General features: G+C 59.3%; 22 protein-coding genes. 13 read left to right on the top strand and 9 right to left on the bottom strand.

Going from position 1 to position 22,932, the window contains the following annotated elements; all coding sequences use genetic code 11:
* Positions 1 to 198 precede the first annotated feature (198 nt).
* From ACZZ0B_RS08555 to ACZZ0B_RS08530, 6 genes are all read left to right on the top strand, one after another.
* A complete protein-coding gene (locus tag ACZZ0B_RS08555) occupies positions 199 to 1,494 on the top strand; it encodes an OprD family porin (protein ID WP_463544859.1) in 1,296 nt (431 codons plus the stop codon).
* Between the two features lie 272 nt (positions 1,495 to 1,766).
* Positions 1,767 to 2,591 carry an NAD-dependent epimerase/dehydratase family protein gene (locus tag ACZZ0B_RS08550; RefSeq protein WP_463544858.1) on the top strand — a complete coding sequence of 275 codons (825 nt, stop codon included), beginning with the start codon at positions 1,767 to 1,769 and terminating at the stop codon, positions 2,589 to 2,591.
* Positions 2,592 to 2,620: 29 nt separating this feature from the next.
* Positions 2,621 to 3,514 carry an SMP-30/gluconolactonase/LRE family protein gene (locus ACZZ0B_RS08545; protein ID WP_463544857.1) on the top strand — a complete coding sequence of 298 codons (894 nt, stop codon included), beginning with the start codon at positions 2,621 to 2,623 and terminating at the stop codon, positions 3,512 to 3,514.
* A 55-nt stretch (positions 3,515 to 3,569) separates the two neighbouring features.
* Positions 3,570 to 4,541: a TRAP transporter substrate-binding protein gene (locus tag ACZZ0B_RS08540; RefSeq protein ID WP_008087215.1), complete on the top strand. Its 972-nt coding sequence runs from the start codon at positions 3,570 to 3,572 to the stop codon at positions 4,539 to 4,541.
* A 79-nt stretch (positions 4,542 to 4,620) separates the two neighbouring features.
* Complete coding sequence (locus ACZZ0B_RS08535) at positions 4,621 to 5,148, top strand: TRAP transporter small permease (protein WP_008087213.1); 528 nt, start codon at positions 4,621 to 4,623, stop codon at positions 5,146 to 5,148.
* Complete coding sequence (locus ACZZ0B_RS08530; protein ID WP_008087212.1) at positions 5,148 to 6,428, top strand: TRAP transporter large permease; 1,281 nt, start codon at positions 5,148 to 5,150, stop codon at positions 6,426 to 6,428. Before ACZZ0B_RS08535 ends, ACZZ0B_RS08530 begins: the two co-directional genes overlap by 1 nt.
* Positions 6,429 to 6,529: 101 nt before the next feature.
* On the opposite strand, the gene ACZZ0B_RS08525 is transcribed toward ACZZ0B_RS08530, so the two are convergent.
* From ACZZ0B_RS08525 to ACZZ0B_RS08515, 3 genes are all read right to left on the bottom strand, one after another.
* Positions 6,530 to 7,330, bottom strand: a complete 801-nt coding sequence (locus ACZZ0B_RS08525; protein ID WP_463544856.1) for a sulfite exporter TauE/SafE family protein — start codon at positions 7,328 to 7,330, stop codon at positions 6,530 to 6,532.
* A 9-nt stretch (positions 7,331 to 7,339) separates the two neighbouring features.
* Positions 7,340 to 8,584: an NAD(P)/FAD-dependent oxidoreductase gene (locus tag ACZZ0B_RS08520; protein ID WP_463544855.1), complete on the bottom strand. Its 1,245-nt coding sequence runs from the start codon at positions 8,582 to 8,584 to the stop codon at positions 7,340 to 7,342.
* A 169-nt stretch (positions 8,585 to 8,753) separates the two neighbouring features.
* On the bottom strand, positions 8,754 to 9,095 hold the full coding sequence (locus tag ACZZ0B_RS08515) for an ArsR/SmtB family transcription factor (RefSeq protein WP_008086967.1): 342 nt from the start codon (positions 9,093 to 9,095) through the stop codon (positions 8,754 to 8,756).
* A gap of 91 nt (positions 9,096 to 9,186) precedes the next feature.
* Between ACZZ0B_RS08515 and ACZZ0B_RS08510 the strand changes: the two genes are divergently transcribed.
* Positions 9,187 to 10,050, top strand: a complete 864-nt coding sequence (locus tag ACZZ0B_RS08510; protein ID WP_463544854.1) for an MBL fold metallo-hydrolase — start codon at positions 9,187 to 9,189, stop codon at positions 10,048 to 10,050.
* 178 nt (positions 10,051 to 10,228) lie between these two features.
* On the opposite strand, the gene bkdR is transcribed toward ACZZ0B_RS08510, so the two are convergent.
* The gene (gene bkdR, locus ACZZ0B_RS08505) at positions 10,229 to 10,717 is read right to left on the bottom strand and encodes a Bkd operon transcriptional regulator BkdR (RefSeq protein ID WP_158830817.1); all 489 of its coding nucleotides are present in this window, start codon (positions 10,715 to 10,717) and stop codon (positions 10,229 to 10,231) included.
* 185 nt (positions 10,718 to 10,902) lie between these two features.
* On the opposite strand from bkdR, the gene ACZZ0B_RS08500 reads away from it, so the two are divergent.
* The 5 genes from ACZZ0B_RS08500 to ACZZ0B_RS08480 all read left to right on the top strand — a co-directional run bounded on the left by ACZZ0B_RS08500 (position 10,903) and on the right by ACZZ0B_RS08480 (position 17,126).
* Positions 10,903 to 12,138: a 3-methyl-2-oxobutanoate dehydrogenase (2-methylpropanoyl-transferring) subunit alpha gene (locus ACZZ0B_RS08500; protein WP_007915086.1), complete on the top strand. Its 1,236-nt coding sequence runs from the start codon at positions 10,903 to 10,905 to the stop codon at positions 12,136 to 12,138.
* A 1-nt stretch (position 12,139) separates the two neighbouring features.
* Positions 12,140 to 13,198 (top strand): alpha-ketoacid dehydrogenase subunit beta, encoded by a 1,059-nt coding sequence (locus ACZZ0B_RS08495; protein ID WP_463544853.1) that lies wholly within the window; start codon positions 12,140 to 12,142, stop codon positions 13,196 to 13,198.
* Positions 13,199 to 14,470: a dihydrolipoamide acetyltransferase family protein gene (locus ACZZ0B_RS08490; RefSeq protein ID WP_463544852.1), complete on the top strand. Its 1,272-nt coding sequence runs from the start codon at positions 13,199 to 13,201 to the stop codon at positions 14,468 to 14,470.
* Positions 14,471 to 14,477: 7 nt separating this feature from the next.
* The gene (gene lpdA, locus ACZZ0B_RS08485; RefSeq protein WP_463544851.1) at positions 14,478 to 15,851 is read left to right on the top strand and encodes a dihydrolipoyl dehydrogenase; all 1,374 of its coding nucleotides are present in this window, start codon (positions 14,478 to 14,480) and stop codon (positions 15,849 to 15,851) included.
* A gap of 255 nt (positions 15,852 to 16,106) precedes the next feature.
* Positions 16,107 to 17,126, top strand: coding sequence for a branched-chain amino acid aminotransferase (locus ACZZ0B_RS08480; protein ID WP_008086978.1), 1,020 nt, complete (start codon positions 16,107 to 16,109; stop codon positions 17,124 to 17,126).
* A 161-nt stretch (positions 17,127 to 17,287) separates the two neighbouring features.
* Here the strand turns inward: ACZZ0B_RS08480 and ACZZ0B_RS08475 are convergent, their stop codons facing one another.
* The 5 genes from ACZZ0B_RS08475 to ACZZ0B_RS08455 all read right to left on the bottom strand — a co-directional run bounded on the left by ACZZ0B_RS08475 (position 17,288) and on the right by ACZZ0B_RS08455 (position 21,182).
* Entirely contained in the window at positions 17,288 to 18,112 is an 825-nt protein-coding gene (locus ACZZ0B_RS08475; protein WP_463544850.1) for a TIGR03915 family putative DNA repair protein, read from the bottom strand.
* Positions 18,109 to 19,329: a putative DNA modification/repair radical SAM protein gene (locus tag ACZZ0B_RS08470; RefSeq protein WP_463544849.1), complete on the bottom strand. Its 1,221-nt coding sequence runs from the start codon at positions 19,327 to 19,329 to the stop codon at positions 18,109 to 18,111. Before ACZZ0B_RS08470 ends, ACZZ0B_RS08475 begins: the two co-directional genes overlap by 4 nt.
* 142 nt (positions 19,330 to 19,471) lie before the next feature.
* Positions 19,472 to 20,233 (bottom strand): ArsR/SmtB family transcription factor, encoded by a 762-nt coding sequence (locus tag ACZZ0B_RS08465; protein ID WP_463544848.1) that lies wholly within the window; start codon positions 20,231 to 20,233, stop codon positions 19,472 to 19,474.
* 62 nt (positions 20,234 to 20,295) lie between these two features.
* A complete protein-coding gene (locus tag ACZZ0B_RS08460) occupies positions 20,296 to 20,703 on the bottom strand; it encodes a hypothetical protein (RefSeq protein ID WP_008082388.1) in 408 nt (135 codons plus the stop codon).
* Positions 20,704 to 20,768: 65 nt separating this feature from the next.
* Positions 20,769 to 21,182 carry a hypothetical protein gene (locus tag ACZZ0B_RS08455; RefSeq protein ID WP_463544847.1) on the bottom strand — a complete coding sequence of 138 codons (414 nt, stop codon included), beginning with the start codon at positions 21,180 to 21,182 and terminating at the stop codon, positions 20,769 to 20,771.
* A 361-nt stretch (positions 21,183 to 21,543) separates the two neighbouring features.
* On the opposite strand from ACZZ0B_RS08455, the gene ACZZ0B_RS08450 reads away from it, so the two are divergent.
* Entirely contained in the window at positions 21,544 to 22,647 is a 1,104-nt protein-coding gene (locus tag ACZZ0B_RS08450) for a cytochrome P450 (protein ID WP_463544846.1), read from the top strand.
* Positions 22,648 to 22,932: the final 285 nt, after the last annotated feature.

The raw sequence follows: 22,932 nt of genomic DNA, 5'->3' as shown, positions 1-22,932 counted from the left end.
CTGTCGAGTGAAACGTGGCTGCGATCTTTTGATTTTAAAAAAGCCAGATCAAAAGATCGCAGCGTGCCGCAGCTCCTACAGGGTTATCGTACAACCGAGGGTTGACATTCCCGGGAAACGTAGGAAATATCCGCACCAGCGTTGTACGACGACGTATGACGAATAATAAAAACAACAAACGTAACAGGGAGCGTCACAGTGAGCACACTCGTCTGCAATTCCGTCCGCCCTTCGCGCTTTTCCACACTTCGCCCGCGTTCCACCCTTGGCCTGATCGGCTGCAGCAGCCTCGCCCTCGCCCTGCCAATGAGCGCCGAGGCTGAAGGTTTTCTTGAAGACAGCAAAGCCACGCTGAACCTGCGCAACGCCTACTTCAATCGCAACTTCGTCAACCCGGCCAACCCGCAAGGCAAGGCTGAAGAGTGGACGCAGAACTTCATCCTCGACGCGAAATCCGGCTTCACCCAAGGCACCCTCGGTTTCGGTCTCGACATCCTCGGCATGTACTCGCAGAAACTCGACGGCGGCAAGGGTACGGGCGGCACTCAACTGCTGCCGATTCACGATGACGGGCGCCCGGCCGACAATTTCGGGCGCATGGGCGTGGCGTTGAAGGCCAAGGTATCGAAGACAGAATTGAAGGTCGGCGAGTGGATGCCGGTGCTGCCGATCCTGCGATCCGACGATGGCCGTTCCCTGCCGCAGACCTTTCGCGGCGGCCAGATCACCTCCACCGAAATCAACGGCCTGTCCGTTTACGGCGGCCAGTTCCGCGGCAACAGCCCACGCAACGACGCGAGCATGGAAGACATGTCGATGAACGGCCGCGGCGCGTTCACCTCGGATCGCTTCAACTTCGGTGGCGGTGAATACACCTTCAACGACAAGCGCACCCTGGTCGGCGTGTGGTACGCCGAACTCAGCGACATCTATCAGCAGCAGTATTTCAACCTCAGCCATAGCCAGCCGCTTGGCGACTGGACGCTGGGCGCCAACCTCGGATTCTTCACCGGTAAAGAAGACGGCAGCGCCCAGGCCGGCGACCTCGACAACAAGACTGCGTTCGCCATGCTCTCGGCCAAATACGGCGGCAACACCTTCTACGTCGGCCTGCAAAAGCTCAGCGGCGACGACGCCTGGATGCGGGTCAACGGCACCAGCGGCGGCACCCTGGCCAACGACAGCTACAACGCCAGTTATGACAACGCCAAGGAACGCTCCTGGCAGTTGCGCCACGACTACAACTTCGTCGCCCTCGGCGTCCCCGGGTTGACCATGATGAACCGTTACATCAGCGGCGATAACGTGCACACCGGGACCATCACCGACGGCAAGGAATGGGGGCGTGAGTCAGAGCTGGCCTACACCGTGCAGAGCGGGCCGCTGAAAAACCTCAACGTGAAATGGCGCAACGCGACGATCCGCCGGGACTTCAGCACCAACGAGTTTGATGAAAACCGGATCTTTATCAGTTATCCGATTTCGTTGTTGTAAGTACACCACAACCCCCCTGTAGGAGTGAGCCTGCTCGCGATAGCGGTCCATCAGCCGCCATTGTGCTGACTGATACACCGCTTTCGCGAGCAGGCTCACTCCTACAGGGGATTGCATTGCAAATTAGCCATTGGGGGGTCGAATTGCCATTTAGGCCTTCCGTCATTTACACCGAAAGTCGCGTTGACAAGTTCCGGAAATCCTACCGATACTTCAGCGCAGTCATACGACAACCTACAACAAACCTAATAACAAACGTGTAAGGGATTGCCATGACGTCTACCTCTGTTCCCCGCGCCCCGTTCAACCGTCTGCTGCTGACCGGCGCGGCCGGTGGCCTGGGCAAAGTTCTGCGCGAACGCCTGCGCCCTTATGCCAATGTCCTGCGTCTTTCCGACATTGCCGCCCTCACCCCTGCCATCAATGACCGTGAAGAAATCGTCCTCTGCGATCTGGCCGACAAACACGCCGTGCATCAACTGGTCGAAGGCGTCGACGCGATTCTGCATTTCGGCGGCGTCTCTGTTGAGCGGCCGTTCGAAGAGATCCTCGGCGCCAACATCTGCGGCGTCTTCCACATCTATGAAGCGGCGCGTCGGCATGGCGTGAAGCGGGTGATCTTCGCCAGCTCCAATCACGTCATCGGTTTCTACAAACAGGACGAGCCGCTCGACGCCAGCTCCGCCCGCCGCCCTGACGGCTACTACGGCTTGTCGAAGTCCTACGGCGAGGACATGGCGAGTTTCTACTTCGATCGCTACGGCATCGAGACCGTCAGCATTCGCATCGGCTCCTCGTTCCCCGAGCCGCAAAACCGTCGAATGATGCACACCTGGCTGAGCTTCGACGACCTCACGCAATTGCTCGAACACTCGCTGTACACGCCCAACGTCGGCCACACCATTGTCTACGGCATGTCCGACAACAAGGACGTGTGGTGGGACAACCGCTTCGCCAGCCACCTCGGTTTTGAAGCGAAGGACAGCTCCGAAGTGTTCCGCGAAAAGGTCGAGGCGCAGCCGCTGCCCGCCGCCGATGATCCGGCGCGGATCTATCAGGGCGGCGCGTTTGTCGCTGCGGGCCCGTTCGGCGACTGATCGCTGCGAAACGACACAAAGGAATGAGTATGCAAGCCGAACTGATCGTCGATGCCCGCAATGCCGTGGGCGAAAGCCCGGTGTGGGTGCCGCAGGAAAACGCGCTGTACTGGGTCGATATTGCCAACGGCGGGTTGCAACGCTGGAGCGCCGACAGCGGCCATGTCCACGCCTGGAAAACCCCGGAGATGCTCGCCTGCATCGCTCGCCACAGCCGTGGCGGCTGGGTCGCCGGCATGGAAAGTGGGTTCTTTCATCTACAGCCGCACAGCGACGGCAGCCTCGACAGTGAGCGACTCGCCAGCGTCGAGCACGGCCGCAAAGACATGCGCCTCAACGATGGTCGCTGCGATCGTCAGGGCCGTTTCTGGGCCGGCAGCATGGTCTTGAACATGGGTCTGAACGCGCCCGAAGGTCGGCTCTATCGCTACGGCGCCGGAGCGTCTGGCGTGATCGAGGCGCAACTAGACGGCTTCATTGTGCCCAACGGCCTCGGCTTCAGCCCCGACGGTAAAACCCTGTACCTGTCCGATTCGCATCCCGACGTGCAATTGATCTGGGCGTTCGATTACGACATCGATACCGGCACACCGTCGAACCGCCGCATCTTCGTCGACATGAACCACTTCCCCGGCCGCCCCGATGGCGCCGCCGTGGACGCTGAAGGTTTCTACTGGATCTGCGCCAACGACGCCGGCCTCATCCACCGTTTCGCGCCGGATGGCCGGCTCGACTTCTCGCTGGCCGTGCCGGTGAAAAAACCGACCATGTGTGCCTTCGGCGGCAGCCGGATGGACACCCTTTTCGTCACCTCGATTCGCCCCGGCGATGACCACGATCCGCAATCCCTGGCCGGCGGCGTATTCGCCCTCAACCCCGGGGTCAAAGGCCTTCACGAACCCGTGTTTGACGATTCCCTGTAACACCTGCACCGCTGCGCCTTGAACAGAAAAATAACAAGACTGGAGACTCACCCCCATGTACTTCAAACGCACCTTGCTCGCCGTCGCTTTACCGCTCGCCTTCTCCCTCGCCAACGCCGCCCAGGCGCTGGAAATCAAGTTCGCCGACATTCACCCCGCCGGTTATCCGACCGTGGTTGCTGAAGAAAGCATGGGCAAGGCCCTGACCAAGGAAACCAACGGCGACCTCACCTTCAAGTACTTCCCGGGCGGTGTGCTCGGCTCGGAAAAAGAAGTCATCGAACAGGCGCAGGTCGGCGCGATCCAGATGACCCGCGTCAGCCTCGGCATCGTCGGCCCGGTAGTGCCGGATGTGAACGTGTTCAACATGCCATTCATCTTCCGCGACCAGGCACACATGCGCGCGGTCATCGATGGCGAAGTCGGCGATGCGATTCTCGACCGCATCACCAATTCCGAATTCGGCCTGGTGGCCCTGGCCTGGATGGACGGCGGCACGCGCAACATCTACACCAAGAAACCGGTGCGCAAACTCGAAGACCTCAAGGGCATGAAAATCCGCGTGCAGGGCAACCCGATGTTCATCGAAACCATCAACGCCATGGGCGGTAACGGCATTGCCATGGACACCGGTGAAATCTTCAGCGCCTTGCAAACCGGCGTCATCGACGGCGCGGAAAACAACCCGCCAACCCTGCTTGAACACAACCACTTCCAGAACGCCAAGTTCTACAGTCTGACCGGGCACTTGATCCTGCCCGAGCCGATCGTGATGTCGAAAATCACCTGGGAAAAACTCACCCCCGACCAGCAGACCCTGGTGAAGAAGGCCGCCAAGGCTGCGCAACTTGAAGAGCGCGCGCTGTGGGATGCGAAATCCGCCAGCAGCGAAGAAAAACTCAAGGCTGCCGGCGTCGAATTCATCACCGTCGACAAGAAACCCTTCTACGAGGCCACCGCCTCGGTTCGCGAGAAATACGGCGCGCCTTACGCCGATTTGATCAAGCGCATCGAAGCGGTGCAGTAACCCTCCCAGCCCCCAATGAAAGGCCCGGCAGCGCTGGCGTCCATCGACGTTGGCGGCTGCCCGGTTACGGTGGAACCCGATGAAGAATTCGCTGCTGCGCCTCAACGATGTTCTCTACATGACCTGTATCTGGATCGCCGGCCTGTCCGTACTCGCCATCGCCCTGATCATTCCCTGGGGCGTGTTCGCCCGTTACGCCCTCGGCACCGGTTCGAGCTGGCCGGAGCCGACCGCGATCCTGCTGATGATGGTCTTCACCTTCCTCGGCGCCGCCGCCAGTTATCGCGCTGGTGCACACATGGCCGTGGCGATGGTCACCGACCGTTTGCCACCGAACCTGCGCCGAACCATGAGCATCGTTTCGCAGCTATTGATGGCGACGATCTGCCTGTTCATGACCATTTGGGGTGCCAAGCTGTGCGCCTCGACCTGGAACCAGTTCATGAGCGCCCTGCCAACCTTGCGCGTGGGCATCACCTACATGCCGATCCCGGTGGGTGGCGCGCTGACGCTGGTGTTCGTTCTGGAAAAACTGTTGTTTGGCGACCAGAGCAACCGTCGGGTTGTGCGGTTCGATCTGGTTGAAGAAAGCGAAGGGGCTGCCTGATGGACGCATTGATTCTGCTGGGCAGTTTTATCGCTTTGATCCTGATGGGCATGCCCGTCGCCTACGCCCTCGGGCTGTCGGCGCTGATTGGCGCGTGGTGGATCGACATTCCGTTTCAGGCCTTGATGATTCAGGTCGCGGGCGGGGTGAACAAATTCTCGCTGCTGGCGATTCCGTTCTTCGTGCTGGCCGGGGCGATCATGGCCGAGGGCGGCATGTCGCGGCGGCTGGTGGCGTTTGCCGGCGTGCTGGTGGGTTTCGTGCGTGGCGGCCTGTCACTGGTCAACATCATGGCCTCGACGTTTTTCGGTGCGATCTCCGGCTCGTCGGTGGCCGACACCGCGTCGGTGGGTTCGGTGCTGATCCCGGAGATGGAGCGCAAAGGCTATCCGCGCGATTTCTCCACGGCAGTGACCGTCAGCGGTTCGGTGCAGGCGTTGCTGACACCGCCGAGCCACAACTCGGTGCTCTATTCGCTGGCGGCCGGCGGCACCGTGTCCATCGCCTCGCTGTTCATGGCCGGCGTGGTTCCGGGCCTGTTGATGAGCGCGTGCCTGATGGTGCTGTGCCTGATCTTCGCGCGCAAACGCGACTACCCGAAAGGCGAAGTGATTCCGCTGCGTGAAGCCCTGAAAATCTGCGGCGAAGCGCTGTGGGGGCTGATGGCGATGGTGATCATCCTCGGCGGGATTCTCTCGGGGATCTTTACCGCGACCGAGTCGGCAGCGATTGCCGTGCTCTGGGCGTTCTTCGTGACCATGTTCATCTACCGCGACTACAAGTGGAGCGAACTGCCGAAGCTGATGCACCGCACGGTACGGACGATTTCGATCGTGATGATCCTGATCGGTTTCGCCGCGAGCTTCGGCTACATCATGACCCTGATGCAGATCCCGGCGAAAATCACCACGCTGTTCCTGACCCTGTCGGACAACCGCTACGTGATCCTGATGTGCATCAACGTCATGCTGCTGTTGCTCGGCACGGTGATGGACATGGCGCCGCTGATCCTGATCCTCACGCCAATCCTGATGCCGGTGATTCTCGGCATCGGTGTCGATCCGGTGCAGTTCGGCATGATCATGCTGGTGAACCTGGGGATCGGGCTGATAACGCCGCCGGTGGGCGCGGTGCTGTTTGTGGGTTCGGCGGTGGGCAAGGTCAGTATCGAGAGCACGGTAAAGGCGCTGCTGCCGTTTTACGCGGTGCTGTTTCTGGTGTTGATGCTGGTCACCTACATTCCCGCCATTTCCCTGTGGCTGCCGCACTTGGTGTTGTAACAACCTGAAAGATCGCAGCCTTCGGCAGCTCCTACAGAAATCGCATTCCATGTAGGAGCTGTCGGGTGAAACGAGGCTGCGATCTTTTGATCTTCAAATACTCAAGCACGCAACAACATATATCCCGCCACCACCAGACACACACTGGCAAACCCCACCTGTAACGCCCGCGCCGGCACTCGTGCGCACAGCTTGCGCCCGATGATCATGCCAACAACGCTGGCGACGATAAACGCCGCGCCCTGCTCGTCAATCCGCACCCCGGCGTGAAACGAGCCGATCACCCCGATCGCCGAAATCAGGCTGATCACCATCAACGATGTCGCGACAATCCCGCGCATCTGCACATCAGTCAGTTGCTTGAACGCCGGCACAATCAAAAACCCGCCGCCGACCCCGAGCAACCCGGAAACCACTCCGGTAATCGCGCCCAATGCGGCGAGGGTCGCGGTGCATTTGGCCGTCCAGTCAAAGCGCCCGGTTTCTTCATTGAGCATGCAGTTCTTCTGGCCCCAACTGGCGTGACCGTGATCGCTCGGCCCTTGCTGCTGGCGCTCGCGGCGCAGCATGCGCCAGGCCACCATGACCATCAGCAGGCTGAACAGAATCATCAGGATCTTCTCCGGCAACTGATGCGCGAAGTAGATCCCCAACGGCGAAAACACCGCACCCAACGCCGCAATCAACAGCGCCGCGCGATAGCGCACCAGGCCATGACGCAAGCCGTCGATAGCGCCAACCGCCGCCGCACTGCCGACGGCAAACAAGGCCACTGGCGCCGCTTGCGTCATCGTCCAGCCAAGCCCCAGCACCAACGCCGGCACCGCGAGAATGCCGCCACCGGCCCCGGTCAAGCCGAGGACCAACCCCATCACCACGCCAAACAGACTTGCCAGCAACATAGGGTTTTCTCAGTCGACCTTGGACACACGTGTCAGCCACTCACGGCCCTTGAGCATGCCGTTCCAGTAGAACCACGGCAGCAAGGTTGCCTTGAGCAACCACGCCGAACGCCGCGCCACGGTCGGGTCCAGTGGAAAGGTCGGCAGCAACTTACCGGCATACCCGAACTCGGCGAGGATCACTTTGCCCTTCTCGACCGTCAGCGGGCAGGAACCGTAACCGTCGTACTTCAGCGGCAACGGTTGTTGCTTGCGCAGGGCCAAGAGGTTTTCCGCCACCACCACGACTTGCTTGCGCACCGCCGCCGCGGTTTTCGCGTTGCTGGTGCCGCAGACATCGCCGAGGGCGAACACTTCGGGATAACGCGGATGCTGCAAGCTGTGCTGATTGACTTCGCACCAGCCGGCGGCGTCGGCCAACAGACTTTGTGCGATGAAATCCGGCGAGACCTGCGGCGGCACAACGTGGAGCAGATCGAAGGTTTTCGCCTCGCGGGTGACGTTGCCGTCGGCGTCCTTGATCTCGAACCACGCGGTTTTCGCCGGGCCATCGACCTTGACCAGGTTCGAGTTGAAGGCCAGTTGTGCGTGGTACTTTTCGATGTACTTCATCAGTGGCGGGACGAACGTCGCCACGCCGAACAGCGCGGCGCCGGCGAGATTGAATTCGACGTTGATGTTGTTCAGTACGCCGCTTTTGAGCCAGTGATCGCAGGACAGGTACAGGGCTTTTTGCGGGGCCCCGGCGCATTTGATCGGCATGGCCGGCTGAGTGAACAGCGCTTTGCCGCCGCGCAGTTTCTGCACCTGATCCCAGGTGTATTGCGCGTGCTGGTAGCTGTAGTTGGAGGTGACGCCATGCTGACCGAGGCTTTCCTGCAAGCCCTCGATTTTCTCCCAGGCCAGACGCAGGCCGGGGCAGACGATCAGGTTCTGGTAGCTGACTGTGCGTTGATCGTTGAGGGTGAGTTGGCGTTTGTCGGGATCAATGCCGGTGACGGCGGCTTGCAGCCAGTTGACCTGACGCGGCATCACTTTGGCCATGGGTCTTGCGGTGTCTTTCACGTCGTAGGCGCCGCCGCCGACCAGCGTCCACGCCGGTTGATAGTAATGGTGGGCGCTTGGTTCGATGACCGTGATGTTCAGGTGCGGATCACGCTTGAGCAGGCTGGCGACGAAGCCGATGCCGGCCGTACCGCCGCCGATGACCACGATGTCTGCACTGATGGATGGGCCCCAGTGTTGATCGTTCATTGCTTGTTCCTTTTGCTGCACGCAAGGATTTCGTCAGCCATCACACAGATCCATTGTAGGAGTGAGCCTGCTCGCGATAGCGGTGTATCAGTCGATAAATATGTTGGCTGACCCACCGCTATCGCGAGCAGGCTCACTCCTACAGGGGGGACGGTGTGAAGGCTGGCATTTATGGCTGTTCCCAGCTTTTGAGGACGGCACCGCAATAAAGCCCCGACAGGGTCTTCATCACTTGAATCACTTCGTGACTGGCGAGGCCGTAGAAAATGTACTTGCCTTCACGGCGGGTCGCGACCAGCCCCTCATCCCTCAAGATGCCCAGTTGCTGGGACAGCGTTGGCTGACGCACGCCGGTCATGGTTTCCAGTTCGCCAACGTTGCGTTCGCCCTGAGTCAGCTGACACAAAATCAACAGGCGATCTTCATTGGCCAACGCCTTGAGCAGCGCACACGCCTTGGAGGCCGAGGCACGCAGTTGGGCGACTTCACATTCGGTCAGACTGGATTGCATTTGCACGAGGCCTTCAACGTCACTTAAGCTGCGAACATTATGTTTTTAGATAAAGTGTTGCAACCCATTTCCCTTATTCAGGTTGGTGTCCATGCCCGCGCAGATTGAATCGTTCCTCGACCCCGCCTCCTCGACCTACAGCTATGTGGTCTATGAAGCCGACGGCGGGCAATGTGCAATCGTCGACCCAGTGCTCGATTACGACGGTGCCGCCGGGCGCACCTGCACCGCCCAGGCCGACAAGATCATCGCCTTCGTCCGCGCGCACAACCTGCAAGTGCAATGGCTGCTGGAAACCCACGCCCACGCCGACCACCTGTCTGCCGCGCCGTATCTGCGCCGCGAACTGGGCGGCAAGATCGCCATTGGTGAATCGATCAGTAAAGTGCAGAACGTGTTCAAGGCGCTGTTCAATCTGGAGCCGGAGTTCTGTGTCGACGGCTCGCAGTTCGATCACTTGTTCGCGCCGAACGAGTCATTCAGCATCGGCAATCTCAAAGCTACGGCGCTGCATGTACCCGGACACACGCCGGCGGACATGGCTTATTTGATCGACGGTGAGCAGATTCTGGTCGGCGACACGCTGTTCATGCCGGATGTCGGCACGGCGCGCTGCGACTTCCCGGGTGGCAACGCCCATCAGTTGTTCAATTCGATCCACAAATTGTTGGCCTTCCCGGCGAGCGTGAAGCTTTACGTTTGCCACGATTACCCGCCAGAAAGCCGCGAGTCGCAGTGCCAGACCACGGTTGGCGAGCAGCGCAAAAGCAACATTCATGTGCATGACGGGGTTGATGAGGCGGCGTTTGTCGAGATGCGCACGCAGCGTGATGCCGGGCTGGGTATGCCGACGCTGTTGCTGCCGGCGATTCAGGTGAATGTGCGGGCGGGGAATTTACCGGCGGCTGAGGACAATGGCGTGGTGTATCTGAAGATCCCGATCAATAAGCTTTAACGTCAAAAGATCGCAGTCTGCGGCAGCTCCTACAGGAGAAATTGATCGTTCCCACGCTCTGCGTGGGAATGCCCCCGGGGACGCTCCGCGTTCCGCTTCGGGAAGTGACGCAGAGCGTCACGGGCTGCATTATGCGCATCCCATGTAGGAGCTGCCGAAGGCTGCGATCTTTTGATCTTCACGTCCCCAGGGTCAAGCCATTCGCCGGCAGCGGCAGCGCCGTCTTATACCGCACCTGCTTCAACGCAAAACTCGAGCGGATATTCGCCACCCCCGGCACTTTGGTCAGAAAGTCCATCATGAAGCGCTCCAACGACTGAATCGTCGGCACCAGCACCCGGATCAGATAATCCGGATCGCCCGCCATCAGATAGCACTCCATCACCTCGGGGCGATCGGAAATCGCCTCCTCGAAATGCTGCAACGCCAACTCCACCTGTTTCTCTAGGCTGACGTGAATAAACACGTTCACGTGCAGCCCCAGCAGGTCGGCATCCAGTAGCGTCACCTGCTCGCGAATCAGGCCTAATTCTTCCATCGCTTTGACCCGGTTGAAGCACGGCGTCGGCGACAGGTTGACCGAGCGTGCGAGGTCGGCGTTGGTGATGCGCGCGTTCTCTTGAAGGCTGTTGAGAATGCCGATGTCGGTACGATCCAGTTTGCGCATGAGACAAAACCACCTGTTTTTTATGTTTATGCAGAATTTCTATCTGCAAATCGTCTCCAGCGCAACGAAACAGAGATAAATATTCTTCTTGGCCCGGCCTATGATTGTTGTAGGACAAGATTTCTTCTACCGAAGAATGACTGCCAGCTCACTACAAGAAATTCACAAGATCGAGCGTAGAAGCCATGACCCAAGCGTATGAACCGCTGCGTCTGCACGTCCCTGAACCCTCGGGCCGTCCAGGCTGCAAAACCGATTTTTCCTACCTGCATCTGACCGATGCCGGTACGGTGCGCAAACCTTCCATCGACGTCGAACCTGCCGACACCGCCGACCTGGCGCGTGGGCTGATTCGTGTGCTCGACGATCAGGGCAACGCCCTCGGCCCATGGGCTGAAAACGTGCCGGTCGAGATCCTGCGCAAAGGCATGCGCGCCATGCTCAAGACACGCATCTACGACAACCGCATGGTCGTCGCCCAGCGTCAGAAAAAGATGTCGTTCTACATGCAAAGCCTTGGCGAAGAAGCCATTGGCAGTGCTCAGGCGTTGGCGCTGAACATCGACGACATGTGCTTTCCGACCTACCGTCAGCAAAGCATTCTGATGGCCCGCGAAGTGCCACTGGTCGACCTGATCTGCCAACTGCTGTCCAACGAGCGCGATCCGCTCAAGGGCCGCCAGTTGCCGATCATGTACTCGGTTAAAGAGGCGGGTTTCTTCACCATTTCCGGCAACCTCGCGACCCAGTTCATTCAAGCGGTCGGCTGGGGCATGGCTTCGGCGATCAAGGGCGACACCAAAATCGCCTCGGCGTGGATCGGTGATGGCGCCACCGCCGAATCGGACTTCCACACCGCCCTCACCTTCGCTCACGTTTACCGCGCGCCGGTGATCCTCAACGTGGTCAACAACCAGTGGGCAATCTCGACCTTCCAGGCGATCGCCGGTGGTGAAGCCACCACCTTCGCCGGACGCGGCGTCGGTTGTGGCATCGCCTCGCTGCGCGTTGATGGTAACGACTTCTACGCTGTGTATGCGGCCTCTGCCTGGGCTGCCGAACGCGCCCGCCGCAACCTCGGCCCGACCATGATCGAATGGGTCACCTACCGCGCGGGTCCGCACTCGACCTCCGACGATCCATCGAAATACCGCCCGGCCGATGACTGGAGCCACTTCCCGCTCGGCGACCCGATTGCCCGTCTCAAACAGCACCTGATCAAGGTTGGCCACTGGTCGGACGAAGAGCACGCCGCCGTCAGCGCCGAGCTCGAAGCCGAAGTGATTGCCGCGCAGAAACAGGCCGAACAGTACGGCACCCTCGCCGGCGGCCAGATTCCAAGCGCCGCGACCATGTTCGAAGACGTCTACAAAGAGATGCCGGAGCACTTGAAGCGCCAGCGTCAGCAGTTGGGGATCTGACATGAACGATCACAACAACAATATTCAGTTGGAAACCGCCATGACCACGACCACCATGACCATGATCCAGGCCCTGCGCTCGGCCATGGATGTGATGCTTGAGCGTGACGATAACGTGGTGGTGTTCGGTCAGGACGTCGGCTACTTCGGCGGCGTGTTCCGTTGCACCGAAGGCCTGCAAACCAAATACGGCGCTTCGCGGGTATTCGACGCGCCGATCTCGGAAAGCGGTATCGTCGGCGTTGCCGTCGGCATGGGTGCCTACGGTTTGCGTCCGGTCGCCGAGATTCAATTCGCTGATTACGTTTACCCGGCGTCCGACCAGATTATTTCCGAAGCGGCGCGCCTGCGTTATCGCTCGGCTGGCGAGTTCACCGCACCGATGACCCTGCGCATGCCCTGCGGCGGCGGCATCTACGGCGGCCAGACGCACAGCCAGAGCATCGAGGCGATGTTCACTCAGGTCTGCGGTTTGCGCACCGTGATGCCATCCAACCCGTATGACGCCAAAGGCCTGCTGATCGCCTCCATCGAAAACGATGATCCGGTGATCTTCCTCGAGCCGAAACGCCTGTACAACGGCCCGTTCGACGGCCACCACGACCGTCCGGTAACGCCGTGGTCGAAACACCCGCATGCGCAGGTTCCGGACGGCTACTACACCGTACCGCTGGACGTTGCCGCCATCACTCGTCCGGGCAAGGACGTGACCGTGCTGACTTACGGCACCACCGTGTACGTCTCGCAAGTCGCTGCCGAAGAATCCGGTGTCGACGCTGAAGTCATCGACCTGCGCAGCCTGTGGCCGCTGGACCTGGAAACTATCGTCAAGTCGGTGAAGAAAACCGGCCGTTGCGTGGTGGTTCACGAAGCCACGCGCACCTGCGGTTTCGGCGCCGAACTGGTGTCGCTGGTGCAAGAGCATTGCTTCCATCACCTGGAAGCGCCGATCGAACGCGTCACCGGTTGGGACACCCCCTACCCGCACGCGCAAGAGTGGGCGTATTTCCCAGGGCCGTCCCGAGTGGGCGCGGCGTTGAAACGGGTCATGGAGGTCTGAATGGGCACGCACGTTATCAAGATGCCGGACATCGGCGAAGGCATCGCAGAAGTAGAACTGTCGCAGTGGCACGTCAAGGTCGGCGATCTGGTCGTTGAAGATCAGGTGCTGGCGGATGTGATGACCGACAAGGCGATGGTTGATATTCCATCGCCGGTACACGGCAAGGTGATTGCACTTGGTGGTCAGCCGGGGGAAGTGATGGCGGTTGGCAGTGTGCTGATCAGCATCGAGGTTGAGGGTGCCGGCAATCTGAAAGAATCGGCCGCGCCTGCTGCCGTCAAAGAAGCACCCGTTGCGCCGAAAGTTGAGGCCGTTGTTGAGAGCAAACCTGCTCCAGCCGCCCCGCGTCCGGCTGCCGTTTGCCAAGGCCCGATGGTTGCTCGCGATGCAGACGAACGCCCGCTCGCCTCGCCAGCCGTGCGCAAACATGCGCTGGATCTGGGCATTCAATTGCGTCTGGTGCGCGGTTCCGGCCCGGCCGGTCGGGTGTTGCACGAAGACCTTGAAGCCTACTTGGCGCAAGGTCAGTCGAACGCTTCGGCGCCAGTTGCTGCCGCTTACGCCCAGCGCAACGACGAAGAACAGATTCAAGTGATCGGCATGCGCCGCAAGATCGCCCAGCGCATGCAGGATGCGACTCAACGTGCCGCGCACTTCAGTTATGTCGAAGAAATCGACGTCACCGCAATAGAAGAACTGCGTGCGCACCTGAATGAAAAACACGGTGCCAGCCGTGGCAAGTTGACCTTGCTGCCGTTCCTCGTCCGCGCCTTGGTCGTCGCCCTGCGCGACTTCCCGCAGATGAATGCCCGTTACGACGACGAAGCCCAGGTCATCACTCGACTCGGCGCGGTGCATGTCGGCGTCGCCACGCAAAGCGATGTCGGCCTGATGGTGCCGGTGGTGCGTCACGCCGAGGCGCGCAGCCTGTGGGACAGCGCCATAGAAATCTCGCGCCTGGCCAACGCCGCACGCAATGGCAAGGCCAGCCGCGACGAATTGTCCGGCTCGACCATCACCCTCACCAGCCTCGGTGCGCTGGGCGGTATCGTCAGCACCCCGGTGTTGAACCTGCCGGAAGTGGCCATCGTCGGCGTCAACAAAATCGTCGAACGGCCGATGGTCGTCAAAGGCCAAGTGGTGATCCGCAAGATGATGAACCTCTCCAGCTCGTTCGATCACCGCGTGGTCGACGGCATGGACGCGGCACTCTTCATCCAGGCCATTCGCGGCTTGATCGAACAACCTGCCACTTTGTTTGTGGAGTAAGGCTCGCATGCAATCTCTGAACACTACGCTGCTGATCATCGGCGGCGGCCCTGGCGGCTATGTAACGGCGATTCGCGCCGGGCAACTGGGCATTGCGACGATTCTGGTCGAAGGCCAATCGCTGGGCGGTACGTGCCTGAATATCGGCTGCATCCCGTCGAAAGCGCTGATCCATGTCGCTGAGCAGTTTCACCAGACCCGGCATCACAGTCAGCATTCGGCGCTCGGCATCAGCGTTTCCGCGCCGACGCTCGACATCACTAAAAGTGTCGAGTGGAAGGATGGCATCGTTGATCGCCTGACCACTGGCGTGGCTGCCCTGCTGAAGAAGAACAAGGTTCAGGTCATCAATGGCTGGGCCAAAGTCATCGACGGCAAAACTGTCGAAGTCGGCGACACGCGTATTCAGTGCGAGCACCTGGTGCTGGCGACCGGTTCGACCAGCGTCAATCTGCCGATCCTGCCGATTGGCGGGCCGGTCATCTCCTCCACCGAGGCGCTGGCGCCGACATCCGTGCCGAAACGTCTGGTAGTGGTCGGCGGTGGTTACATCGGGCTGGAATTGGGCATCGCTTACCGCAAGCTCGGAGCTGACGTGAGCGTGGTCGAGGCGCAGGATCGCATCCTGCCGGCCTACGACGCTGAACTGACGCAGCCGGTGCACGAGGCGTTGAAGCAACTGGGTGTGAAGCTGTACCTGAAACACAGCGTGCTGGGTTTCGACGGCACGTTGCAGGTGCGCGACCCTGAAGGCGAAACGCTGAACCTGGAAACCGATCAGGTGCTGGTCGCCGTGGGTCGTAAGCCGAATACCCAGGGCTGGAACCTCGAAGCACTGAATCTGGACATGAACGGTTCGGCGATCAAAATCGACAGCCGCTGCCAGACCAGCATGCGCAACGTTTACGCCATCGGTGATTTGAGCGGCGAACCGATGCTCGCTCACCGCGCCATGGCCCAAGGCGAAATGGTTGCCGAGTTGATCAGCGGCAAAACCCGCGAATTCAGCCCTACGGCGATTGCTGCGGTGTGCTTTACCGATCCGGAACTGGTGGTGGTCGGCAAGACCCCGGACGAGGCCAAGGCTGCCGGTCTGGACTGCATCGTTTCCAGTTTCCCGTTCGCGGCGAATGGCCGGGCGATGACGCTAGAGTCGAAAAGCGGCTTTGTGCGCGTGGTCGCTCGTCGGGACAATCATCTGATTGTCGGTTGGCAGGCGGTGGGCGTGGGGGTTTCCGAGTTGTCGACCGCGTTTGCGCAAAGCCTGGAAATGGGCGCGCGACTGGAAGACATCGGCGGCACCATTCATGCGCATCCGACGCTGGGTGAAGCGGTGCAGGAAGCGGCGTTGCGTGCTCTCGGGCATGCGTTGCACCTGTAAAGATCAAAAGATCGTCCGATCGCGGCCCGAGCCTTCGGCAGCTCCTACAGGGGTTCGCCGATTCTGTAGGAGCTGCCGCAGGCTGCGATCTTTTCAGCGATGAACGAGGATTTTTCATAAGCAGGCTAATAAATCTGCTCATCCCTCCATCGTCCGGGCTGCGAAACCGCTCAAGAATGAAGTATTGTTGTGCCCATCCAAAAAACGTCAGAAGCCTTGAACCGTTTCGACGGTTGTTCAGTGATAGAGGGTGTCATGGGTAACGAAAGCATCAATTGGGACAAGCTGGGTTTTGACTACATCAAGACCGACAAGCGCTATCTGTCGTACTTTCGCGATGGCGAGTGGGACAAAGGCACCCTGACCGAAGACAACGTGCTGCACATCAGCGAAGGCTCGACTGCCCTTCACTATGGCCAGCAGTGCTTCGAAGGCATGAAGGCCTATCGTTGCAAGGACGGCTCGATCAACCTGTTCCGCCCGGACCAGAACGCCCTGCGTATGCAACGCAGCTGCGCGCGCCTGCTGATGCCGACAGTCGACACCGAGCAGTTCATCGAAGCCTGTAAAGCCGTGGTGCGTGCCAACGAGCGCTTCATCCCGCCATACGGCACCGGTGGCGCGCTGTACCTGCGTCCGTTCGTGATCGGCGTCGGTGACAACATCGGCGTGCGCACTGCACCCGAGTTCATCTTCTCGATCTTCTGCATTCCAGTCGGCGCCTACTTCAAGGGCGGCCTGACCCCACACAACTTCCAGATCTCCAGCTACGACCGCGCGGCCCCACAAGGCACCGGCGCAGCCAAAGTCGGCGGCAACTACGCGGCCAGCCTGATGCCGGGCTCGAAAGCCAAGAAAGCCAACTTCGCCGACGCGATCTACCTGGACCCGATGACCCACACCAAGATCGAAGAAGTCGGTTCGGCCAACTTCTTCGGGATCACCCACGACAACAAGTTCATCACCCCGAACTCGCCGTCCGTTCTGCCAGGCATCACCCGCCTGTCGCTGATCGAACTGGCGAAATCGCGTCTGGGCCTGGAAGTGGTTGAAGGCGACGTGCTGATCGACAAACTGTCGGACTTCAAGGAAGCCGGGGCTTGCGGTACCGCTGCGGTGATCACGCCGATTGGTGGCATCAGCTACAACGATCATCTGCATGTGTTCCACAGTGAGACAGAAGTCGGTCCAGTGACTCAGAAGCTTTATAAAGAGCTGACGGGTGTGCAGACCGGCGACATCGAAGCGCCAGCGGGCTGGATCGTCAAGGTTTGATTTGACGGCGGTTGATGCACAAAAACCCCCATCGAGTGATCGATGGGGGTTTTTTATGGGTTACAGCAAAATCAAAAGATCGCAGCCTTCGGCAGCTCCTACATAGATCGATGTAGGAGCTGCCGCAGGCTCGGGCCGCGATCGGACGATCTTTTGATCTTTTATTTCAAGGCAATCCTTTTTCCGGCCCGATTGGCTATCCCGCTCGCCTGCCCATCCTGCTGTTTGCCCATCCGCGCCTGCGTAATCAGTCCAGGAATCAGCTCCCCCTCCGGCAAATTCTTCCAGAATCGCACCGGCAAATGCCCTTGCATGACCTTCTCGTTCAACCGCGCCGGGTTGAAGATGTGGCTGTAATAGGTCAGCCACAGTTCGGCATGCGGATCGTCGACGTTCTGCGCCAGCTGCTGCCATTCCAGCGGGCATTGGCGCTGATGAAGCAGTTGCTCGCCATCGTAATAAACCCCGTCACGCGGCGTGGCGATCAGCCAGCGATGCTGGCCCATGCGCCCGATGAAGTGTTCGCTGGCGCTGTGCAGGATGTCGTGCGCCGGTTCGTGCCACGCGACATATTGCGGGCCGACACTGGATTTCGGCCGTTCGATGAAGCGCACAAACGCATGCAGGTGATGGGCTTCGCGACGCACTTGTTTGATTCGCCGCTGCAACTCGCTGCCCAGCTTGTCACCGGCCATCATTGCCGTGCGATCACCGTGGCTGACGCGCCACAACACTTCGTACAACAGACTCCAGCGCTGGTCACCCCGGTATTGCGCCGCTTGCTCCAAGGTATCGAGGAGCACACGCGGGATCTTCGCCATAAACGGCCCCTGCCCTTCAGGCACCGGATCATCATTATTGGCAAACAGATCACCCACGCCTTCCGAGGCCCAGCTCACCAGGCTCGGATCAATTTCATGGCTGAGCAGCCAGCGCGCCTGCTGGCGCCAGGTGTCGAACAGGTCGTCGCAGTCGAGATTGATCATCCCCATAACCCCATCTGTTGCGGCATCGGCCGGTCGCGCAGTTGCTGATAAAGCATATGACTGGTGACCTCGGCCTGCTGCGGGTGGTAGTCGCTGGTGATGATGAAGGGTTTGGCCTTGGCCAATACGCAGCGCATGCGCGCGACATCTTCGTAGCGGATCTTTCGTTGCCGGCGCAGTTCGACCAGACGTTCGGTGGTGCGCAGCCCTATGCCGGGGATGCGTGCGATCAACGACGCTTCGGCACGGTTCAGATCCAGTGGGAACACCTCGCGATTCTGCAACGCCCACGCCAGTTTCGGGTCGATGTCCAACACCAGATTGCCCGGGCCCTTGAGCAGTTCGTCGGCGCTGTAACCGTAACTGCGCAAGAGGAAATCGGCCTGGTACAAACGGTGCTCGCGCATCAGTGGTGGCGCGGCCAGTGGCACACTTTTCGGGCTGTCGGGGATCGGGCTGAACGCCGAATAATAAACACGGCGCAAGCGGTAGTTGCCGTACAGCGACTGGGCACTGTGCAAAATCGTGCTGTCGTCGGTGTCATCGGCGCCGACGATCATTTGCGTACTCTGCCCGGCGGGCGCGAACTTCGCCGAACGGGGTTCGTTGAGGACCGTTTGCACACCGGTGTAGATGGTGTTCATGGCCTGTTTGATCGAGCCAATGTCTTTCTCCGGTGCCAGGGTTTGCAGGCTGACGTCGGTGGGCAACTCGATATTGACGCTGAGGCGATCGGCGTAGCGCCCCGCTTCCTCGATCAACGCCGGGTCGGCGTCGGGAATTGTCTTGAGATGGATGTAGCCGCGAAACTCATGCTCTTCACGCAACAGCTTGGCCACGCGCACCAGTTGTTCCATGGTGTAATCCGCCGAGCGGATGATGCCGGAGCTGAGGAACAGACCGCTGACGCAGTTGCGTCGATAGAAATCCAGGGTCAGCGCCACCACCTCTTCAGGGGTGAAGCGCGCGCGGGGAACATCACTGGAACGACGATTGACGCAGTATTGGCAATCGTAGAGGCAGAAGTTGGTCAGAAGGATTTTTAACAACGAAACGCAACGCCCGTCGGGCGTGTAGCTGTGGCAGATGCCCATGCCATCGGTCGAGCCCAGGCCAGTCTTGCCCTCGGAGCTGCGCTTGGGCGCACCGCTGCTTGCGCAGGAGGCGTCGTACTTGGCGGCGTCGGCGAGGATGCTGAGCTTGTCGATAATTTGCATGGCGCGGGCCCTTTACTGTCTGGATATACAGTATAGCGTCGCGAGCTTGGGCACAAGGTTGGGCACGACCCCTCGTCGGCTTGGAGCGAAGATCAAAAGATCGCAGCCTTCGGCAGCTCCTACGTAGATTCGGGATCGGGGTTCATCGGGTGTACACACGCCCTGTAGGAGTTGCGGAACGCTGCGATCTTTTGATCTGGCTTTTATCAATCGCCAACTCAACGCCAAACCGCGCGGCGATTTCCCTGCGCCCCACCACCGTCAACGCCAGCGCCCGACTGTCCAGATCCTGCGTCACCCATTGGCGCTTCAACGCCGCTTGCAACAACGCCGCCCCGAGCGATCCACCGAGATGCGGCCGGCGCATGCTCCAGTCCAGGCACGGGCAGGCAAACTTGCGCCGCAGCGTGCTCAAATCCTGCACTCCAATGCCCAGCCCTTCGAACAACGCCGCGCCACTGTCGCTCAAGCGATACGCCTGCTCGTCGGTCTCGACCAGCCATCCCGCCTCGATCAAACGGTCATGCAGCAACACCGCCAGTGTCCCGGCCATATGGTCGTAACAGGTGCGAGCAAATTGCAGTCGATCCGGAGTATGCGGTTTGAACGTCGGCGTAGCGTTCTGGCCAATCACCATCAACGCTTCCAGCGCCTGCGCCACGCGCTGGTCGGCGAGGCTGTAATAACGGTGGCGGCCCTGTACGTGCAGGCGTATCAACGCCAGGTCCTTGAGTTTGGCCAGATGCGCGCTCGCCGTTGAAGTGCTGACCTCAGCGATAGTCGCCAACTCCGTACTGGTGCGGGCGTGACCGTCCATCAGTGAACAGAGGATTCTCGTTCGCGCCGGTTCCGCGATGGCGGCGGCCACCTGTGAAACGCCGATGTCTTGCTGTTCTGCGTGCATTCTTATCCCGCACTCATAGATGACCGTGACATTCACGGCGCCCCAATACACAACTTAGCTTATCAAGGTAAAAGAACCTCAAATTTACCTTGGATTTCATAGCTATCTCTTACACCCTTAAAAACACCGGCAAACCACTTCCCATCGGCCCCGATATTATTCAAGGTGACTGAACCGCCTGCGATGTATTCATTAGAATACATTTTAGCCCCCCTAAAAAAAACCCGAAGTCCATCCTTCTCGCCATCCAGGTTGTAAGTTCCCAACGCTGGCTTCCTGCCCAGAAAATAAAAAGCCAGCCTGATCGTCGGCTCATGCGTCTTATTCTGGATTTGCACATTTACACTGTTCGAACTGGGTGTGACGCTAACCACGTTCATATTCATAATCTCATAAGAACCAGCGGGGTATCGCAAAGCTCCCTCAAACCAACCGCTGCCCCACACCTGACTTACACTCTCTTCATCCATTTTAATTTCTCCGAAAAGACATCAGAATCGTCAATCACTCTTGAATGTTCCCCTCCAGCATCAAGTCAAATCACTTCAAATCTGGCAGCCATCACGTAACGCTCTGCAGTAACGCTCAGAACCCCCTCTATTCCCTTGCCCATTTCAAACTTCGTTATGGTCAACGATCCGCTCAGTGCGTATACCGGCAAAGTTGACTTACCCGGTTTAAAGTAAACATCCACTGCACGAAATGGCCCCGGAGTGACGGGATAGACTTTCAAACTTGGTGTTATTCTGAACCTGACAGCCAAAACTTGCTTCCTGCCGGTTTTGCCGCCGCTTATCAAAAACCACAAGAAGCCCGGACCATACGAGTAATCAACAAGCTCAGTAATTTTTACCAGTTCATACCCACCGTAGCGATTCATGATTGCGCCTTCGACCAAACAGGTCCTTCGAAGGTTGTTCTCACCCGTTTCTGAAGGGATATCGTCCACTGCGCTCTCCCTGACAATAATAAAAGAGATTCAGATTTGCTGCCCCTCTCATACAATCTGCCTACGGCGTAAACATTGGGAACCGCGCACAGATCACCGTCAACTGTCATACCTGACAGTTGACAATACAAAACACTCTAACAATCTGCGCAACCCCTCAACTATCGAACTAGACAAGTTGTGCTTCATTCAAGTTATTTGAGAGAACGTTAACAGTGACTCATCACCCATTGAGCGTAGAGGTTAAACGGCTAAAAAATCCATTCACACTTCCACAAACACATTTCGATGCACAACGAATCATCGCCCTCAAAAACGGCAGACAGTAGAAGCCCTCTCTCCCACCACAAGGCGGTAAACCATGGACCCGATCATTGCTGCGACGCATGCCGATCCTTATCCCTACTACGCGCAACTTCGCACCGCGGGCGGACTCGCCTTTCATGCCGGACTAAAAGTGTGGGTCGCCAGTAGCGCGCGGGCGGTGTGCGCGGTGTTGGCACATGCCGATTGTCGGGTGCGCCCTGCGCAGGAGCCGGTACCCAAAGCGATCGCCGAGGGCATGGCTGGCAAGGTGTTTGGTCAGTTGATGCGGATGAATGACGGCGAACGCCAACGCTGTCCGCGTGCGGCGATCGAGCCTGCGCTTGAGTTAATTGATGAGGCGCACATTCGAGCCTTGGTGGCCGCTCGATTGATCACCGTAGACGCCGACGGCTTATATAAAGCCATGTTTCGCGGCCCGGTGTGCGTGGTCGCTGCGCTGCTCGGTTTCAACCCGGCGCAGGGTCGGACGATCAGTGCACTGACCGCCGATTTTGTCGCGTGTCTGTCGCCGTTGAGCAATGACTTGCAACTCGTGGCGGCACACGGGGCGGCTGAGCAATTGCGGGGTTACTTCGTTGAGTTGCTGGCCGAGTCCGACAGCCAACTGCTGACGGCCATTCGGCAACGATTCGAAGGGGATATGGAGGCGTTGATCGCCAATCTGATCGGCCTTTGTTCGCAGACTTATGAAGCCACCGCCGGGTTGATTGGCAATGGGTTGGTGGCACTGAAGCGTCAGCCCGGATTGCGCGGGGCGTCCATGGATGCGGTGTTGGCTGAGGTGCAGCGCTTTGATCCGTCAGTGCAGAACACTCGGCGGTTTGTGGCTGCCGCTTGCGAGATCGACGGTGTGCGCGTCGAGGCCGGGGATGTGATTCTGGTGCTGCTGGCCGCGGCAAATCGCGATCCGGCGCTTAATGAACAGCCAGACAGGTTTTTGCTGGATCGGCCGAATCGGCGCAGTTTCAGCTTTGGCAGCGGGCGGCATCAGTGTCCGGGGCAAATGTTGGCGACGGAAATTGCCTGTGCGACTGTCAGGGAAATCCTCGATCACGGTGTGAATCTGGAGCGACTGGCCTGGCATTACCGGCCTTCGCTGAATGGGCGGATTCCACTGTTCAATATCGTCGGTGACTGATCGTCCGCCTTCGCGGGCAAGCCCGGCTCCTACAGAGGTTTCTTGCACACCCCGAGACACTGCAGGAGCAAAGCTTGCTCGCGAAAAGGCCCGGAAAAACAACGCATCATTTCGACATCATCCACGAGGCTACAGCGCCTTGCGCCTTTGCCTACAACTACGCCAGAATCCGCCGGCTTGTGCGACTCGGGGGTCGCCGGTAACTTGGTTCGCATCACTGAATGTTCAGTGATCGGGTTTAGTCGCTCGGTGTTTTTCCAGGTTCGCAAGCTGTCATTCAGTCAG

The organism is Pseudomonas sp. AC247 (assembly GCF_979258015.1).
Note: the sequence above shows the minus strand (reverse complement) of the source record. Positions and strands in the feature narration are given on the sequence as shown.